Source organism: Cedecea sp. P7760, assembly GCF_013386425.1.
Lineage (GTDB): Bacteria > Pseudomonadota > Gammaproteobacteria > Enterobacterales > Enterobacteriaceae > Cedecea > Cedecea selenatireducens.
Genome location: NZ_JACARU010000033.1, coordinates 15,725 through 34,311 on the forward strand (window position 1 = coordinate 15,725; position 18,587 = coordinate 34,311).

Consider the following 18,587-nt stretch of genomic DNA (forward strand, 5'->3'; position numbering starts at 1 on the left):
TTGCGCTCGACCGCAGCTTACAGCTTAACCCCCATTAGACTTTCGCTGCCCCACCGCGACAAACCGCTCTGACTTTTGCATCACTCCAGCATCATCAATTGCATCAGGCCCTGCCTGTAAGGACCCCCATATGTCTGTTTATCAGCCACCTGCTCAGGCGGGCGGTCTGCTGCCGCTCTTACCGGACGTCAGCGGTGAAGACGCAGCCCCGAGTCCCGTTCCTGTTCAACCTGGACCAGCCTGCCGCTGCTGCGGCACCCGAGCGCAGCGCCTCTGGCAGGGGCCGGACGTACAGCCGCTCTGCACGCTGTGCTGGCTGACATTTAATCTCGACAGCCCCACGGCGGCACATGGACATCTGGCCTGGCTGCCCGATGCACAGCCCGCCGACATCATTAATCTGCAGCGCCGGGCGCTTATCGGTCAGCACAGCGACAGCAAAGCCGTACGTAAAGCCTCACGGAAACTCTGGAACTGGCTCGCCCGACACGTGCGCGAAGTGGAGGGCATGTGGGGCACCTCGCGTGCATCGGAGTTTGCGGCTGCCTTTGCACGGCTGCCACCTGCAAAGCGCAAGACTCTGCAGCAACGGCTTGAAGGATGCGTTCTTATTCTGCCTGCCGACGTATTCACCAACCTGACCCTGCTACTGCCACTGGGGCGCACCGCTGAGAGCGCCGTGCACACCCCGGCCTGGAATACCTATACCCGGAGTGACATGTATGCCAAACCGCCTTGTCCGCTGGACTGAAGAAATCATTACCGCCGCGACCCGATTTGCCGTGTCGCGCGACCTGCCCGACTACTGCGACCTTGAGACCGTGGTGCGCCTGACTGACGATGACCGCATCCGCCATCCGGAGCTCAGCGCGCCGTACATCATGGTGACGCATAACGGAGACTACCTGTCGGTGTATGAAATTGCTGGCAGCTACCGCGAGTCAGATGAATCTCTGCCGGCTTCGGACGAAGACGCGTGGGAGGGGCGTTTGCAGCGCATGACAGAGACTCTGACCGCCCACTTTCGCTACACAGGCCACCGGATAAGCATCGTGCACGAGTGTTCACCGGACAAGGGAAAAGACGAAATTCGCCAGTTACTGGCACCGCAGTATCAGTCGCTGAAACGCACCGGGTTGAAGCTGCAGTACCTGCTGGACGAGCAGGTCACGAAGCTTGCACCCTGGGTGAACCGCGAACGCACATGGCTTGTCTGCTATACCGGGCGGGGCGTGCTGGCCGGACACGAGCTTCGCGATGAAAACGCGCGCCTTAGCGAGCTGGTGAAGGCCAGCCCCACGGCCACCTTCGGGCAGAATCCGCTGCCCACCGAGCTGGCAGGGCTTAAAATCCGCCATGACGCCTTCCTCTCGCAGGTTGAGCGAGCGCTCGGCGATAGCGGTAAGGGCGTACTGATGCACCGCATTGATGCACACGAGGCGGGCCGTGTCCTGCGCGCGCAGACAGACCCGGGTACAGGAAACGTCTGGCAACCCCTGCTGCCCGATGACCGGATCATCCCTCGCGGGGTACGTCAGGGAACGGACGCCACGCCCTTTCTGGCCCCCTGGCTGAAGTTTCAGGTCATGGGCGCATACGTTGATGAAATACGCAATAACCTGCTGAAAATTAATGGGGTGTGGCACGGTACGGTGGCGGTGAACATCGGGCCGCAGAATCCGCAGAGCTTTGCAAAACTGCGCGAGCTTATTCCGCGCAGCGTGCCGTTCCGCATTCGTCAGGATTTGATGCCCGGCGGCATGCGCCGGCTCGGCGGTAAGCAGGCTGTGCTGAGCTTTACCGAGTGGGTGCCAGGCCTCAGGCCGATATTCCAGTCTATCTCGCTGCTCGCCGAACGCGAGATGCACGAGCCAGTGTGCGTAATGACCATCACCGCTGCCACCTGGGGGGACTCGCCGGAGACGGTGACGCGCAACCTCACGCTGCTGCAGCAGGCGCTGGGCTCCTGGGGCGTCTGCGGCGTAACCCAGACCTTCGGCGACCCGGTGAAGGCCTGGGTGGCCACGCTCACAGCGGCATCTGCGGCAAGTGGCCCGTGCCTGATGTATCCGCCGATGTCCGAGGCGCTGAATCTGATGCCGCTCACCCGCCCGACAACGGCGTGGAGCGGGGAGGGTAACGCGGCATTTATTACGCCCGACGGTAAGTTGATGCCGGTGGCGCTTTCGGCGTCTAACCAGACCAAGAAAACCACTATCGTGGCGGGGGAGTCAGGAGGCGGTAAGTCTGTACTGATTAACCGGCAGCCGATAGCACTGGCCATGTCCGCACAGCAACAGCTGCCTTTCTTTGCGGGGATAGACAAAGGGTTCAGCGCTGTAGGGCAGGTGTCGATACTGCGCGCGGCGCTGCCGCCGGAGCGGCAGGACGAGGTACTGAGCATTATCCTGCGCAACGATGAGGAACACTGCCGCAATCTATTCGACATCCAGCTGGGCCTGACCGCACCGCTCAGCTATGAGTCAGAATTTATGGAGAACGCGCTCACAGCGCTGTGCATCGACCCCGGCAGGGGCGAACCGCCGAACGGTCGAGATACGCCGGCCATCCTGCGCCGGCTTGTCAGCGACTCCTTCAAAGCCTGCCGCGAGGAGCCCCGCCGCTTTGAGCCGGGGCTGGTACCGGAGGTCGACGATGCGCTGGAGGAGGCCGCCATCTGGGAGGAGCACCCGGATTATCGGGACAACGCCACCTGGTATGAGGTACGCGACCTGCTGCAGGATGCGGGGTACCCGGAGGCGGCGCAGCGGGCGCAGTTTCAGGCGGTGCCGGAGCTCGCCGATATGGCACCGCGCCTGACGTCGGCCGATTACAAAGGCATGTACGGCAGCATCCAGCGCGACGGTAGCAGTGAATCGCTGATTGAGTACATGGCGCGCTGCCTGCGTGACGCCTGTGGGCAGTACCGCATGTTCGCCGGGCGCACACGTTTCAGGATAAGCCCGAAGGCGCGCGTCATTACGGTCGATATTCAGTACGTCGCTGGCAACAAGTCAAAGGCGGGCTACCTGCAGACCGGCATGATGTACCTGTTTGCCGGGCACATCGCAGGCGGTGACTTCGTGCTACCGCAGTATCAGGACGAGCTCTTTTCGGCGCTGCACACGCGCTGGCACCCGATGCACCGCGCACGCGTGCAGCAGCTGGACGAGGAAGTCAAAACCAAGCAATACGACGAACTGCACAACGCCAAAGGCGTGCCCTTTATCTTCCCGATGCTCGAGACCGAGAACCGCGAGGAGCGCAAGTTTGGCGTGCGCACCGTGATGTCCTCGCAGTATTTCCGCGACATGCCCGAGGCGTTGCGCCAGTCCGCGAACAACGTCTATATGGTCGGCGTCGATCCGGAGGACCGCCGGCTCCTCAAAGAACGCTTTAAGGTACCTGACGTGACGCTGGACCGCTTTGATCGCATGGGCAGCGGGCCGTCGGCCGACGGCAGCGGTGTGCCGTTCCTTGGCATCTTCCGCATCAAAGGCGGCAGCACCATCGCCCACATCATGAAAAACACAGTGGGCCCGGAGGAATTGTGGGGTCACAGCACCACACCGGTGGATATGTCGCTGCGTCGGACGATTGAAAAAGACGTCGGGGCTGACACTGCCCGCCGCATTCTCGGCCGCTTCTTCCCAAACGGCAGCGCCGAAAAAGTCATTGAGCACCGCCGCCGCACTGCCGGCGAAACAGGCGGGGATAGCGTCATCCGCGCGCTTGCCACCGAGCTTATCGATAAACAGGGCTACGACCTCTGATTCTTCAGGAGTACTGATATGCAATCATCCACACACTGGCGCCCTGCGGGGTGCCGGCTGCTTGCCGCCTGCGTACTGGCGGCACTTTCCCCCGTTGCCCTTGCCTATCCCGTTGAGGTTATGTCCAGCGTGCCGGTTACTACGGTCATTCAGCCAGCTCTCGGCACCATGCAGGCAACGCTCGGCGAAATTCTCGCCGCTGAAACCGAAACCGGCACAGCCGTTGTGCAGAATGCGGACAAAGTGACGACCGCCGTCACGGAGGCTGCACGTACCCAGCGTGAGGCTGAGAACTTCAACCGTCAGGCGGACCGCCTGGAGAAGGCCCGCGCGGCCTATACGGTGCCCGACAGCATTTGCAGCGAGTCGGCTTCGGGCACGGCCTCGCAGGTGAGTCAGGCAACCCGGGCGGCAGCCTCGAAGCTTGCCGGTGGCAGCGGGGTGTCGAACGCAGCCGTGCGGGAAACGCTGGCGAGCCTCCCTGTCTCAACCCGACAGGGTGGCTACCGTAGTGCGCTTATTCATGCTGCTTACTGTACTGCGGAGGAGGCAAAACTCTACGGCGGTACAGGACTGTGTCCGTCCGTGTCAGCACTTCCGGGCGGCGATACCGAGGCACGATCGCTGTACGACGGAGCAGGAGTGGCGGGTAAAGACCCGGAACTGACCTTTACTCAGGCGCAGACGGACGCGGCTATGGCCTATGTGAACAACTCGGCAAAGCTTGACGCCGGGCGCACGCCGGGCAAGGGCGAAATCCAGACGGCTACCGGACAGGAGTATCAGGGCCTGCTCACGCAGTACAAAGCCATGCAGAGCGCGGCGATGCAGCCGCAGCTGGACATGGTGGCGGCCAGCCAACCGCAGGACGCCACGCAGGCCGCGCTCACCGAGGCGCGGCAGGCACCATCAGCGGAAAGCTACTTCCAGCAGACCGCCTCGGCGCAGGCGAAGCATACCGGCACCATGAGCGAGCGTGAGTTTGAGGCGTTCGAAGTGGGCCGTCGCTACGCCAACACCGCCTGGGTGACTGACCTGCAGGCCATGGACGGAGACAATCTGGCGCGTGAAATGGCGCGTCAGCAGAGTCTGGCCAACTGGCTGGCACTCGGCATCAAAAACGAGCTGCGTCAGGCCAACATCATCAGCGGCCAGCAGCTCGCGCTGGCAGCAAAAAATGAGTACGCCCCTCAGTTGCAGGCGCTGTCCTCGCAAATGAGCGCCGGCGTGAGCGCACAGTAATCCTTCAGGAGTATTCAATGACAACAAGCGGTACCTTTGCGCCGGACGTCGGCGCGCTTTTCTCTCTGCTGGACGCGGGTAGCGGCCCGGTGTTGGTGCTGGATCCCTGCGGCGCGCTGTGGGACGCCTTCTGGCAGACTCCGCGCTGGAAAAATCTGTGGCAGGCATGGCGCTTTGCGCCTGGGCAGGCGCAGGAGGGCGACGTCTGGGATGTGCTCAGTGCTCTACGACAGGTTGACCCTGCAGACGGCGCCACCGCGGTGGCCGCCGCGCTGTTCCCGGCGGACTGCCACAGCGACCTGACGCGTCGGCTTATGACTTGCGTCGTGGCGTTCGCGGACGACACGGGGCACTTTACCGGACGCGCTGCCGGGCTTGGGGCGCTGGCCGGGCAGCTCTGGGCTGGAGACATCTGGAGTAGTATCGCCCGCTGGAGCCGCCAGTATCCGCACCATCCGGCACTGCAGACGGCACGCGCGCTACTCACGCTTGAGGGGGCCAGCGCGTCGGTGCTGGCTATCCGCAACCGGATGGAAATCTTCCATCATCCGCACGTGGCGGAGACCTTCACGGGCGCATCGGGATTCCGCCTCAGCACGCTCCGCCAGCGGCCGGGGCAGGTCATCTTCCTGACGCCCGACATCCGCTGCATGGAAAGCGAGGATCTGACCTCCGTATACCGCTTTCTCGCGAGTGCGCTGCAGGCGATGGCGGCGCTTCATCACGTGACGTTTTCGCTCGTTGAACCCGGTCTGACTGCAGAAGGAGAACCTCTGTGAAAGAAAATGAATCAGCCGACCGACAGGACGGCGCCAAAACAACCCGCATCACCGCGAAGCGGGCTGGCTGGATAGCCCTGAACGTGGTGCTGCCGGCATGGGAGGTTTCGAGCGTGACGCGCCACGCCGGGCGCAATGTGTCGCGCCTGTGGCAGCGACTGCGCGACGTCACGGCGGGGCGGGGCTACGGCGACTACCGCCCCGCAGACTGGTCACAGGCAGTGGCGGACAGCGGGCAGACGCCGGAACGGCTGGCCCGAAACCTGCGCCTCAGCCGCTGGATCTGGTGGGGGCTGATGTGGCTCACGGGCCTGCCGGTCGCGGGCTTTCTGTTTGCGCTGATTGCTGCGAGTAGCAGCATCGGCGGGACCGGCTGGCTGCGCGTAGGCTGCGTCATACTCGTGCTCATGCTGCTCTCGGCGACAGGCTTCGTGCAGGCGCTCGCCTCAGGCTACCGGTTGTGGCAGCTCACGGAAAAGCGAGTATCGGCGTCAGAGAACGGTAGTTTTCAGGCTTATTTGCACGAGACGCGCTGGTGCCGGCAGGTGCTAAGCGGCGGCCTGCTCTGAGCAACCATTAAAAGGTATGTTATTTATGAAAATTAATAAGCAAGAACAACTTTTTATCCGAATAATCTCGTTACTGGATAACGCAGAAATGGGGGAGCGCCGCGAAACCATTCTACATCTTATGCACAGTGCGCGGCGTGCGAGTAGCGATCGTGATGACTTCTCTGCATACAAACATAGCCTGAATGCGCTTAGTCAATTGCGTAAAGCGAGACATAGCATGAGGCTCGGCGGAGCGTCAGAACAGAATATTACCCTGCTGGAGTCTGCTATTGATATGCTCTTGCCTGTACAGAAAGAGGCTGAGTCGTACTCGTATATCTCCACTGTGGTGTCTTCTCGTGGGTTTCTCTATTTGCTGTTTGCCCTGCTGCTGCTTGCTATCTGCCCGATAGTATTCTGGGTACTGCGTGGCTAACAGTCTGCATCACCCTGCAACTTTTGAAGTTCAAATAACAGATGGAATACTGATGACCCGAAACGACTGGCTACTGAAGTTCCGGCGGTACCGGAATCTGGAAACGCTGGAAAAGGTTTACGAGCACCTGAGCTATACCGGCAATTCTGAGAATGAATTTGCGATGACGCAGGCCTATGACCACCGCAAGGAAGAGCTCGCTGCTGGAAAGTTGTTTGACCACGTACCTAAGCATGTCTGGCAGTACGTGAAGTAATCCATTCTGATGCCGTCCTCTGCAGGCGGCACCCAATTCTCCCATCAGGTCAGCTCCTGGCCCGCAGGTAACTCATGAAGCTACTGACAAAAATTCAGGCGGCGGCACTGCTGTGCGCCGCGTCCTGCCCGGCGTTTGCCGAGAGCGTGGACTACCAGACCATCAGTGACGCTGCAAGCAAGACCGGGGACCTTTCCCGTCAGGCACTTGTGATGATATTCGGCGACGTGGTTCTTACGCCGTTCCAGCCGGGACAGCAGACGCTCATCGGGTCGCTGTTCGCGCTGTTGAACGGCGTGCTGTGCGCCGTGGCGTTGGTGTGGTTCCTTATTGTGACGCTGAAAACGCTGTTTAAAGGCGGGCAGGACGGCAAGGTGTTCAGTACGGGACGCACCTGGTTGCACCCCGTGATGAGCTTTGCCGGTTTTATCACGCTCATTCCGACCGCGTCGGGCTGGTCACTGTCGCAGCTGGTGATGCTATGGGCGGCCTCCACCATGGGGGTCGGCAGCGCGAACCTGTTCACAGACAAGGCGGCCGACATGATAAGCAGCGGCATGTCGCTGGTTGTGCAGCCCACTGCCCCCTCCACGCGTTCGGCGGCGCGTGGGGTGTTCGAAATGAACCTCTGCAAGTACGCTACCAACAGCGAGCTGTCCTCGCTCTATCAGGACGGTCAGGCGCGCACGGCGTTGATGACAACGAAGGGTGGGAACGGCGACTACTCCATAGGAAACGGAAGCGCGATTTGTGGCACGGCCCGTATCCCTGAGCCATCCACCGGCGTGCTGGACAGCCTGTTCGGGTCTGCAGTGAATACATCAAGCGTCACTACGGCATCAAGGGGGGCGCTGGATACCATGCAGTCCACGCTCGATGCCGCCGCACAGGCTTACGTGGAGGCATATCTCAACCGTCGTGATCAGGACAGCGGAACGTTAGTCGATCCGGAAACGAGCATTCAGAACGCGGCTGCCGCGTATGAAACCACCGTCAACAACGCGCTGAACCAGCTGAACTACAAGGACTCGTTGCAGAGCCAGCTGACGACGCAGCTCAAGACCTACGGCTGGATTTCGCTGGGTGCCTGGTATAACACGTTTGCGACGGCCAACAGCAAAACGAACGAGGTGGCCAACGCGGCACCTGTGACGTCCGGGGCGAGCCTGCACGGTGAAACCGGCACCGGTGACCTATATCATCAGGTATTTACGGCCTACCGTTCGCAGGTGCAGAACAGCACTTACACGGCCCCGCTGGGGACGCAGACGGCGAAAGATGATGGTGCAGCCTCGAACTCGGCCGACCCAGATGCAGTTTTTGTAGGATTATTGAAAAGTCCCATTCAGAGACTTACGACGGTTTTTGCAACTGGCATGACAGGGACTGAAGCTAATTTCTCAAATCAGGTTAATCCACTAATTAAAATGCAAACTGTTGGTGACTACACGTTAGGTTCTACAGAGATAGCGCTTACTGCATATGTCACAGCTTACGGCGCAGCTGCTGCTGTTGACCATTCACTGGTTGGGAAGTTTGGTGAGTTAACACAAAATCCCGCCGGAACAATAAAAGATATATTGGGCTTATTATCGCCTCCATTTTATTTCGTGATGTTGTTGCTCTTCGCCATTGGTTTTTCTCTGGCTGTATTCTTGCCAGCAGTGCCATTTCTTTACTGGATGGTCGGGGTGTTTAACTGGCTGGTCAGCGTCATGGTAGGGTGTGCCGCCGGGCCTATGTGGTCTGCGACACACCTGGGGGCCGAGGAGGATAAGGGGAGTCGCAGCGCTTATGGCTATATATTCCTGATCGATATGATGCTACGTCCTTCTCTGATGGTGCTGGGATTCTTTTTTGCATCAGTAGCAGTGATAGCGGGCGGAACGCTTCTTAACATGATGTTTGGTACCGCTCTTGCTAACGCGAACGCCGATTCTTTAATGGGATTGGTGAAATTGGTTGGGTGGCTGATGATTTATGCCCGTATTGCAACATTTGGCGTGACGAGGGTATTCGGTCTTCAAGCAACGCTGGCAGATTATGTGATCACGTTCTTGGGGGGCGCTGGTATGGCCGGCATCATGGGTGGAATGGTAGATGACGTCAAAGGGATGTTTGCTGCAGCAGGTGGCGGCTCACGTAGGGCTCCTGGGTTGAAAAATATGCCGAATCGACAGGCACCATCAAACGAAGATGGAGTGAAGTAATTATACCTGGCTTTATCTACAGTGGCGCGTATAATTTAAACAGAGGGAATAGGCAGGAGGATGCCATGAAAAATGTACAACGTAATGAAAACCACTTTGGTTTAGTTTTGGCTTTAACTCGTTCAGCTTACTATTTCATTGCTCTCCCATGTGCACTGATATTGGCATCAATCACCCTGGTTGTTGCCCTCGGTAGCTCATACAGATATACGTTATATTCGACAGATTATTTCCTGTTAGGGTTGTTGTGGGCAACAATTTTAGTCCCTCTCACTTATCGTCGAATGAGTATTAATTCTCGTCGGAATAAAATCAGGAAGATGGTTGCGTTGCTCAGTTCTGCTGAGCGCTTCATGCCTCAAAAAGAAATTCTCAATGCAGCTCATGGCAAATACTTTGGAATAGATACTAAAAGCGGAAACATTTTATACATTAATTTGGTCAAAAAAGGATTAGTGGATGTTATTGGCTTAACTATGAATGACTGGACTAATCGTGAATTAGAAGGCAGCACGTTACGACTGTTTACGCGTAATCCTGATTTCCCAGTGCTAAGTATTAATGCTTCTCCTCTTATCACTAAAGAACTGTTTGATATTTTGGGCGCAATGGACGGCAAAGGTTATTCAGAGTCATTCCCTCAGGAGCCATGGCCATTGCACGTAAGTATTCAGAGCCGCTTTGTTGAGTTTGAGCACGACGTGGTGGTACCTCAGGCCAGTAACTGATTACTCCTGACATCCTGACGCTTTTCCCCTGACACCGGCCACTGCGCCGGTGTTTTCCTGTCTGCAGTCCGGCGGGCCACTGCGCCCGTCTCCGCTTCCGGAAATTCTCACATGAATACCTACCATCCTAACGCCGCCGGCAGTAACGAGCCGGCCATGGTGCTGATGACCTTTTGTCTGGCGCTTCTGCTCTGCTGGCTATTTTTCGCTGACTTCGTGCGCTGGAGTTGCTGGGCGCTTTACTGGCTGTGGCGCTTCGCTGACTTCCCGCACATTCACCGCTACGCAGCGGAGCGCATTAACCTGCTGGCCACCACAGGCAATGGGGCGGAGTCGGTGGGGCTCAATGAATGGCTCGACGTGATGAACCACACGGCCAGCATCTTGTTTGTGCCTATGGTGCCGTTGATTGCGCTAACCAGCTGGGCGCTGGTGCGTCACCCGGCGCTGGGCTTCCGAAGCCGGCGCGCGATTGACATTCACTCGCTGCCCCGCGTCATGGCCACCTTCGCGCCCTCCGTAATCCCTGTGCTCTCCGGACACCGCGGCGACGGGATGATGAATGACACCTCGCCTGAAAACGCGTGGGCGCAGAAGCCGGAGGAGTTTGCGGAGGTGCATGGGCTGATTAAGCGCCAGGTACTTGACCGTGAGGCGGCGACCTCCCTCTTCGACGCGCAGACAGGCCCCGCGATGACGCCACCGGAGTTGTGGCAGCCGCATGAGCGCGCGCTGTTGGCCGTGTTTGGCCTACAGGTGTTCACCGGGGATCGCAAGGCGGCCACCAGGCTGCTGGACAACCTGAACCGCTCGTGCCTGATCCGCCGGCTGTTCCGGGAGCCGGAGTTCCGCACAGTGCCCGACTGGCAGGTTGCAGAAAAACACGTGTCGCGGGTGCTGGCGAGTCCCGGGGTGAACGAGTGGCTGAAGACGCACCGGACGGTTCGCTCTGCGCTTGCCGGTCTCTACGGCCGCGACCTGCGCCTGCCGCCCGCACGATTTCGCTGGCTGAAGGGCTGTGACCGAACGCTGTGGTACGGACTGCACACTGCAGACACCGCGAAGGTGTTTGTCGAAGGCGCAGGCATCATCGCGCAGGCCCGGGCAGAGCAACTGGCCGCCCGGCTCGGCCTGCCGTGTCCGCCGCTGATGACCGGCGAGGCGGTCGATGGCCTGCAGCTGGAGCTCGAGTCACTGGGGCTCGTGTACCCGCGTGACGTACGAACCAAACGCGTGAAACAGCAACGCGAAATGCCTTTCCCTGACGCACTTTATCTGCCCGGTGAGAGCGAAGATGAATTTTCTGACGGCGCCGGCGTGCGCTGAGACAAGGACTTTACCATGAATTATTTACACAGAAATGGCCCGTTCGTGGCTGAAATAATCGGCGGCCTGCTGCGCGCCCGCCGTGATGTGACTAAGGATGTTTCAGGGGGGGAAGGAGCGCACTTTCTCAGTGTGTCTTTATCAGAGCCTATTTTTGTTTTGCCGGTTACAGAGAAACCGTGGTTTGTGATGCATGGAGACGGGCTGTACGCGCAACACGCACACGATGGGCTGGCACCGCTCTACCGCGGGAGTGACGCGGCGCAGTTGTTGGATTGCATTACTGATCTGCTGACTACCGTGGAGAATAAACGCAGCCTGCGCGGGGGGATTATAAAATACGGTTACGCTATTGTAGCGGCCTGGCTAACAGGCGTTTTGTTGGGGCTCACCGGCTATGCATTTTATCAGTTGATGGAGCCAGACGTCCGCCAGCTCACTACAGTGCATGCCCCTCAGGTATTCCACCCTGTGGCTGATCCAACCCGCTTTATGCCTGCTGATTCCAGCGTCCGGCCCGTAATGCCGAATCTGAATAATGACACTCGAGCTGACCGTCTGGTCGAGCAGCAACCCAAACCGCTGGCTGCGGTTGCCCCGGCCGACGGATGGGACCTGCCTCAGAGTGTGCGCGCTGAGTTGCCAGACAAACTCCATAAAGCGGCGTCACGCGGTCTGTTCACCGTGCCGCTGTCAAGTGGCCACGCGCGGACCATTTACGTATTCGCCGACCCGGCCTGCCCTAACTGTCAGCGCATGGAGCGCCACTTTGAAACCGCTGCTGGCGCTGTGAATGTGGTGATTTTCCCGGTCACCATCGAGGGCCGTGAAGCATCACTGAAAGCGCTGACGCCGGTGATGACCCTGCCGGAGGCTGAGCGTCCTGCAGCCTGGAAACAGCTGTTTGCAGCTGATGCCGGTATCGGCGTGCCAGGGGCCGTACAGGCCGCGCCAACGGTCATGGATGAAAACAAGGCTGAAACAGCCCGCGGGGCAATTGGCGTCAACGAAGTCGCCTTCCGGGCCTACCGCCTGCCGGGCACCCCCTGGACGATTTCAGACGACGGGCGCTACGTGCCGCAGGGTGTGCTGAGCTCGCCAGCGGCGCTCATGGACTTTTTAAACGGAGGTGGCCATGACGGACAGTAACGCTGCGCTCGACAGCGCGCGCGTCAACCGGCACGCGGGGCGCTCGTGGCTCATCGATGTGCTAAGTGAAACTGGCACGCTTGCCTGGGGGATTCTGGCAGCGGTCGGCTCTGGCATTGTGTGGCCGGCCACGCTGGTACTGAGCCTGCCGGTGCTGATGTTCTGGTCGCTGGTCGTGACGCCCGCCGGACGCTGGAAAATGCCGATGCGCATGCCAATGGACATGAATCGGGATGACCCTTCGACCGAACGAAAGGTGCCGGTTAAGGTGCTGGGCTTTCTCCCGGTGACCACTCTGCGCATTTATACCGATCGCGCGGCCGGTATCCTGTACGCCGGCTACCTGCGCGGCAGGGACGCAGGGCGCGAGTTGTGGCTCTCGATGGACGATCTTACGCGTCACGTGCTGATGTTCGGCACCACCGGCGCCGGGAAAACGGAGACGTTGCTAGGCTGGGTGTTCAACGCGCTGTGCTGGGGCAAGGGCGTTATTTTCTCCGACCACAAAGCGCAGAACGACGTGGCGCTGGCCATGATGTCTATGGCCCGCCGGTTCGGCCGTGAAGACGACCTGCGTATGATGAACTTCATTACCGGCGGTCGTTCACGTGCGCAGGAACTACTGGAAGACGTGAAGGGGCGTCCGCAGACCAACACCACTAGCGTCTTCGGCATCGCACAGGAGACCTACACAATCAACCTGATGGACTCAATGCTGCCCAAAACCGGCGGCAGCGGCGGTGACTGGCAGGAGAAAGCGCGCTCCATGAATCAGGCGCTGGTGACTGCGCTTGTCTACAAGTGCCGCCGTGAGGGTAAGGTGATGTCGCAGCGTACTATCCAGTCCCACCTGCCACTGCGCAAAATCGCCGGGCTCTACGTGCAGGCGGTTGAGGAACAATGGCACGAGGAAATCCGCGTAGCGCTGGAGAACTACCTGAGCACACTCGCTGGCTTTGACATGGACAAGGTAGCCACGCCCTCCGAGTGGGACCCGGAGGCGAATCGGCAGCACGGTTATCTGATGCAGCAGTACACGCGCATGCTGACCCTGTTTAACGACACCTATGGCCACGTGTTTGCGCGCGACGCCGGCGACATCGACCTCCGGGATGTGGTGCACAACGACCGCATCCTGATTGTGCTGGTGCCGGCGCTGGAGCTTTCCGCTACGGAGAGCAGCACATTGGGGCGGCTTTATCAGTCTCAGCTGGCCATGATATTAAGCCAGGACCTCGGCGAAAAGCTGGAAGGGCGGCCGGAAGACAATATGAAGGTGCGGAAGTTTAAGGACCGCTTTCCGCTGCTCTGGATTATTGACGAGGTGGGTGCTGGCTACAGTGAGAAACTTGGCGAGCTGGCAACTCAGGTACGTTCGCTGGGCTACTGCCTTCTGTTGGCCGGACAGGAGGTGCAGCGCCTGAAAACGGCGGCGGGTGACGCGGTGTGGACGCTGATTGCTAACATGGGCGTGCGCATCACCGGCAAAATCATGGATCCGAAAGACACGCTGGAAATTCTGCAACTGATGGCCGGCACAGAGTACCGTGCGCACATGAGCGCGTTGGTGCAGCAGGGTAGCATCCTCGGCAGTGGCCTGAGCGATGACCCCCGGCTGCAGGTGAGCGAAAAGAAAAAGGTCGACGTAGAGGAGGTGCAGGCGCTGCAGGAGGGCGAGAACGTAACTCTGTTCCGGGGACAAGTGATCCGCGGCAGTTCCCTCTACATCGCTGACGCTGACAAATTCACGAAGGAGGTGGTGCGAATCAACCGGTTTCTGGAGGTAAGCCCGCCATCCGAGTCCCGGCTACTGGCGACCATGCCTTACCGCAAGCGCCGCAGCTACGTGCGGGCAGACCGGGTGCAGCACATTCTGCAGGTGCTTGATGCCGAGCCCGGTGCGCAGGATACCAGCCGACTGGTGCTGACCGACCCGGCGCTGGCCGCAGTCTGTGAATTTTCCCTCGAATGCGAGTACAGCTGGAAGCGTTCCCCTTCAGCGGCGGTCCGTTCGGCGGTGCTCTGGCACATGGTCATGGAAAGTCTGCCGGCGCGGGGCAAGGGCTACAACGTACGCCTGCGCGAACCCCGCCTGATGGGGGTGGGGCGAGAGGCGATTGATAAAGCCATGCAGAACTACGTGGCAATGGCCCCTATGAAAGCAGTGTCACAGGAAGCCTGACAAAAGGAGACGTGATGATGAGAACCGGCGCAAAGCCCGACCGTGAACCCTTATTTTGTCTGACAGCCCTGCGGCTGCGCTATTGGTGCTGACCGATACCGGTTACAACCGGTGACCCGGTGAAAGAACTGCATGCAAACATACTCTTTCGAAGCTATTTAGTGGGGCCCTCAGGGGCCCTCTTTTTTTGCTTTCCCCTGGTACCGCCTTCTGGATGGAGATGCCGCTGACTGGTGCCGGCACCGTTGGCCTTTCAGCGGAACAAAATCTTTGCGCTATCAGAACTGCCGCACAGACATCGAGTTGTGCCTGGGAACTGTCTGTCGTGCTATGGGACGTGAGTGGTGCGTATGAACAACGCACGACAGCTTTGAATCATGGTTTATGAACTGACTCACCGGCTGTGGCCGGATTAAAAAGGAACCTAAATGAAACTGAATGCACGAATCGTAGCTACCGCGTTGTGGCTGACCTTTTCCACCGATGCCGCCGTTGCGGCACCCTCAATTGACGTTGGATTTTCGCCGGAAGGCAGCGCACAGAAACTCGTGCTGCGCACGCTGGACGATGCCCGGGTGAGCATCCGTCTGATGGGCTACAGCTTTACCTCACCTGAAGTGGTGAAAGCCCTGGTCGCGGCGAAACGGCGGGGCGTAGACGTCAAGGTGGTAGTGGATGATAAAGGGAACCTCAGTAAAGCCAGCCAGGCTGCGATGAGCGTGGTGGTGAATGCCGGAATCCCTCTGCGCACCAACGGTCAGTTCAAAATAATGCATGACAAAATCATCATCACCGACGGGCAGAACGTGGAGCTCGGTTCGTATAACTACACCCGCAGCGCGGCGGCGTCCAACTCCGAGAACGCGCTGGTTGTTCGGGATGTACCGTCGCTCGCGCAGACCTATCAGGCGCACTGGCAGTCACGGTGGGACGGCGGTAAGGACTGGCAGTCACCCTACTAATTATTTGCCACATGCTTCTTCCCCTCTCTGGCCAGACTGTGCGCCAACGCAGTCTGCTCACCACTGTAAAGTTAAGTCGCTGATTTAAGTGATCTGTAGTATTCTCTGCATAATTGATTCTGAATTAAGCAGAGGGGGGCGAGATGTCGCAGTCCTTTAACGCAGTTAGTTCCTCTTACAACGCTGAGCGAGTTGATTCTAAACCAAGGCCGTTGACTGCTTCGGAGCGTCAGAAAGCTTTGGTAGAACGTCGTAAAAAAACCCATAAAGAAATTAAAGTTCAAGTCACTTCAGACCTTAAAGAAAGTTTGCAGAGGCTTTGTAAAACTGAGGGTATAACTCAAGCCGAAATGATTGCTCGCTGGATAGAAAAGGCGACTTCTTCATCAGATATGTAGCTCGTTATGGGTTAACGCTTGAGGGATACGGTGTTCAGTGGTAGATTGCTGATCGTTTAAGATTTTTGGCTGGCCACGCCGTAATGTGGCAGGAGACTGGTGCTGACAGGTAACTGAAGACCAGAAAAAACAAAACCCCGATAATCTTCCTCAGTTTGGCGACTCAGGAGAAGACTAACGGGGCCCATTTATTCTGCATAGAAGCTGTTGCTCTATGCGGGGAGTATAGATTTATGCCCGGAAAACTGCAATACCTTCTGTGCGTACTCCTTCTGTGCAACATAAGCGCAGGATGGCGTGACTAAACAGGATATTGAAAATCCTTCAATTTATCGGCAGGTAAAAAATCCTAATCCTGAATTTTTTCCTGAGGATGGGAAGAAAACCCTGCCGTTCTGCGAAAAAATTCGCAAAAAAGCAGCTGGTTTTACCTTGAGAATGGAGTTCCAGACTCTGGTGGCTATGTCCATTTCTCGGGGGGAACGTAAGCGGCGTCCACCTGAATTACGTCGGCGCGCTCTTGAAGCTGCGCTGCAGGCGTTGTGTCATTACTACAATCCATTGGCTAATCGTGTCAGCGCGTCTCTCACAACGATGAGCATACGTTGCGGGTTAGCAACCGAAAAGAAGCGCTTATCCATAACTCGCCTTACGGGCGCCCTACAGTTTATGGAGACGCTGAAGCTGATCACTTATACCACTGAGTACGATAAAACTATTGGCTGCAATATTCCCACGGATATTACTTTTACCCCCCTTATGTGGCAGGTTCTTGACGTATCTGAAGAAGCTGTAGCTGCTGCACGACGTGGTCGGGTGGAGTGGGAGAATCGCAAACGAGAGAAAGCTGGCCTGCCACGTGCGGGCATTGATGAGCTTATCAGCTCAGCCTGGAACTTCGTTCGCGAACGTTTCCGTTCTTATCACAAGGAACGTAGACAGCATGGCCTTAAGCGTTACAGAGCAAGAAATGATTCTGGCCGTTCCCGGAATGACATTGAGCAGATCGTCCGGCAACAGCTGAGCAAAGAAATCCGTAACGGGCAATTCTTTGGTAGCCTCGATGCCGTGAGGAGAGAAATTCAACGTCGGGTGAAAGAACGGATGGTGTTGTCTCGGGGTAAATATGGCCGAATAGGCGATGACCTGGTCGTTGTTACCTGATCATACCGTTATTCATTGAACGGTAGATTCCCTCTGGTACTGGTGTGATTTACCAGTGACCAGGTGAGTTTTTTAAACCATTTAGTCAACATTTAGGCATTTTTTAATTATCCGGCTCGTTCCGGAGGTATTGTCACATCCAAACAAAAGCATAGGTCGTTTTATGAACAGGGGCGGTCAGCGGAAACTGATGCAGCAGACATCTTTTATCTTTTTCGCATACCCAAAACCCGGAGGCATTCATTCAATATCTTCGTTTGTTGAGTTATCCACATTAACTACGAGAGGGTTCTATTCTTGACTAATAGCCGAGCTTTCAGTTAACCAGTAATCGAGATTTTCGTTAACCGCGCTGATCCTTTTAAAACACCGATCACTACTCTCTTTTAAAACACCTAAAGAATTTACTATTAAAAAAAAAACCTATGCGCACACGTCCTGTGGACATGCGTATAACGACCGCCCTTGCAGCGGGCTTCACCCGCGCCGGTTCGGTTTTGCCGCAAGCGGCATAGGTAGCACCCGCTAAAGCGGGCAATTAAGAACAAGTGACACACTTAACGCTGATATTTATTGTCACTGTCGCTTTACCATTGATATACACGGCCGTAAGCGCCCCTACGGGGCACTAACGCGGAGATACGTTTCGTACCTCCCTAAGGTCGTTACGAAACCACTCCGACGCCGTACAGTGACACAGAGACGCTTTCAGCGGGTATGGCTTAACAGGGCGGAAGGTTGATTGGTGAAACCTATAAACAACGTACCGGCTACGCCGGGTCACGGCGCTATCACCAGACGTGACATATTCAGCGACAGAGAGCGCCTTTATGCGCCGTTGGCGCATTCAGTGAATGCCTGCGCGCTGCTCGGCATTCTTACGTCGTAATCCTCTGCTAAGCTCTCGATTTGGATTTCGCCACGCAGCTGCGTTTCGGTTATACCGGTGCCTTTTCTGGTAGGCTCAGGTTTATTTTCTGGCAGGATTAAAAAGGTACAATTCTCGTCTATGTAACGTCACGAACCATATGAATCAATCAGGGTATAAAAATGAACGAACCTATTTCGTTAAGTCATTATCTGGGCCTATGCCAGCGTGCCCTGGAGCAAAATAAGCCTGAATATGTGAACGATATATATGAGTTGTTGAAGGCACGACATCCTGAGTTCAGGAGTTCCTTCAAGGTGAAATTTCAGACAACACTCCTGAATCATTACCTGATAAGAGACCTGAAGCCTTTTCCCGTGCCTTCTCCAGACCTCTATACCGTTTTCACTGCCTGGGAAAAAAACAATCCTGCATGGCGTAATAGCCTTGCTGAAGCTCTAGATTTCGGCAAAGTTGAGACCTGCGCCGGTTTGCTCAAAGAATCGTTCGGGACTTATGTACACAAGGTGATGGCGAAACCCGTGATTAAGATTTGAGAGGAT

18 protein-coding genes are annotated in these 18,587 nt (G+C 57.4%); all 18 read left to right on the plus strand.

The annotated features are described in order from the left end of the window. Positions 1-130: 130 nt before the first annotated feature. A complete protein-coding gene (locus HX778_RS13135) occupies positions 131-751 on the plus strand; it encodes a conjugal transfer protein (protein ID WP_176982236.1) in 621 nt (206 codons plus the stop codon). Further along, on the plus strand, positions 723-3,773 hold the full coding sequence (locus HX778_RS13140; RefSeq protein WP_176982237.1) for an ATP-binding protein: 3,051 nt from the start codon (positions 723-725) through the stop codon (positions 3,771-3,773). Before HX778_RS13135 ends, HX778_RS13140 begins: the two co-directional genes overlap by 29 nt. An 18-nt stretch (positions 3,774-3,791) precedes the next feature. After that, complete coding sequence (traW, locus tag HX778_RS13145; RefSeq protein WP_176982238.1) at positions 3,792-5,015, plus strand: conjugal transfer protein TraW; 1,224 nt, start codon at positions 3,792-3,794, stop codon at positions 5,013-5,015. 17 nt (positions 5,016-5,032) lie between these two features. After that, positions 5,033-5,794 (plus strand): prepilin peptidase-dependent protein, encoded by a 762-nt coding sequence (locus tag HX778_RS13150; RefSeq protein WP_176982239.1) that lies wholly within the window; start codon positions 5,033-5,035, stop codon positions 5,792-5,794. Further along, positions 5,791-6,363, plus strand: a complete 573-nt coding sequence (gene traX, locus HX778_RS13155; protein ID WP_176982240.1) for a conjugal transfer protein TraX — start codon at positions 5,791-5,793, stop codon at positions 6,361-6,363. The genes HX778_RS13150 and traX overlap by 4 nt, the downstream gene beginning before the upstream one ends. A 25-nt stretch (positions 6,364-6,388) precedes the next feature. Further along, the gene (locus tag HX778_RS13160; protein WP_176982241.1) at positions 6,389-6,781 is read left to right on the plus strand and encodes a hypothetical protein; all 393 of its coding nucleotides are present in this window, start codon (positions 6,389-6,391) and stop codon (positions 6,779-6,781) included. Then, the gene (locus HX778_RS13165) at positions 6,774-7,037 is read left to right on the plus strand and encodes an Hha/YmoA family nucleoid-associated regulatory protein (RefSeq protein ID WP_370527392.1); all 264 of its coding nucleotides are present in this window, start codon (positions 6,774-6,776) and stop codon (positions 7,035-7,037) included. Before HX778_RS13160 ends, HX778_RS13165 begins: the two co-directional genes overlap by 8 nt. A 74-nt stretch (positions 7,038-7,111) precedes the next feature. Then, entirely contained in the window at positions 7,112-9,247 is a 2,136-nt protein-coding gene (locus HX778_RS13170) for a DotA/TraY family protein (protein WP_176982243.1), read from the plus strand. Positions 9,248-9,312: 65 nt separating this feature from the next. Further along, on the plus strand, positions 9,313-9,975 hold the full coding sequence (gene excA / locus HX778_RS13175) for a plasmid IncI1-type surface exclusion protein ExcA (RefSeq protein WP_176982244.1): 663 nt from the start codon (positions 9,313-9,315) through the stop codon (positions 9,973-9,975). Between the two features lie 111 nt (positions 9,976-10,086). After that, complete coding sequence (locus HX778_RS13180) at positions 10,087-11,301, plus strand: conjugal transfer protein (protein WP_176982245.1); 1,215 nt, start codon at positions 10,087-10,089, stop codon at positions 11,299-11,301. 15 nt (positions 11,302-11,316) lie between these two features. After that, positions 11,317-12,450, plus strand: a complete 1,134-nt coding sequence (locus tag HX778_RS13185; RefSeq protein WP_176982246.1) for a thioredoxin fold domain-containing protein — start codon at positions 11,317-11,319, stop codon at positions 12,448-12,450. Continuing rightward, positions 12,437-14,632, plus strand: a complete 2,196-nt coding sequence (gene trbC, locus HX778_RS13190; RefSeq protein ID WP_176982247.1) for an F-type conjugative transfer protein TrbC — start codon at positions 12,437-12,439, stop codon at positions 14,630-14,632. Before HX778_RS13185 ends, trbC begins: the two co-directional genes overlap by 14 nt. A 428-nt stretch (positions 14,633-15,060) precedes the next feature. Then, positions 15,061-15,594 (plus strand): phospholipase D family protein, encoded by a 534-nt coding sequence (locus HX778_RS13195; protein WP_176982248.1) that lies wholly within the window; start codon positions 15,061-15,063, stop codon positions 15,592-15,594. Between the two features lie 143 nt (positions 15,595-15,737). Next, on the plus strand, positions 15,738-15,992 hold the full coding sequence (repA, locus tag HX778_RS13200; RefSeq protein WP_176982249.1) for a replication regulatory protein RepA: 255 nt from the start codon (positions 15,738-15,740) through the stop codon (positions 15,990-15,992). A gap of 233 nt (positions 15,993-16,225) precedes the next feature. Then, on the plus strand, positions 16,226-16,297 hold the full coding sequence (gene tap / locus HX778_RS25320; protein ID WP_176982307.1) for a RepA leader peptide Tap: 72 nt from the start codon (positions 16,226-16,228) through the stop codon (positions 16,295-16,297). Continuing rightward, complete coding sequence (gene repA / locus HX778_RS13210) at positions 16,290-17,156, plus strand: plasmid replication initiator RepA (protein ID WP_176982250.1); 867 nt, start codon at positions 16,290-16,292, stop codon at positions 17,154-17,156. Before tap ends, repA (HX778_RS13210) begins: the two co-directional genes overlap by 8 nt. Positions 17,157-17,901: 745 nt before the next feature. Beyond that, complete coding sequence (locus tag HX778_RS13215; RefSeq protein ID WP_176982251.1) at positions 17,902-18,045, plus strand: hypothetical protein; 144 nt, start codon at positions 17,902-17,904, stop codon at positions 18,043-18,045. A gap of 161 nt (positions 18,046-18,206) precedes the next feature. After that, positions 18,207-18,581, plus strand: a complete 375-nt coding sequence (locus tag HX778_RS13220; RefSeq protein ID WP_176982252.1) for a hypothetical protein — start codon at positions 18,207-18,209, stop codon at positions 18,579-18,581. Positions 18,582-18,587: the final 6 nt, after the last annotated feature.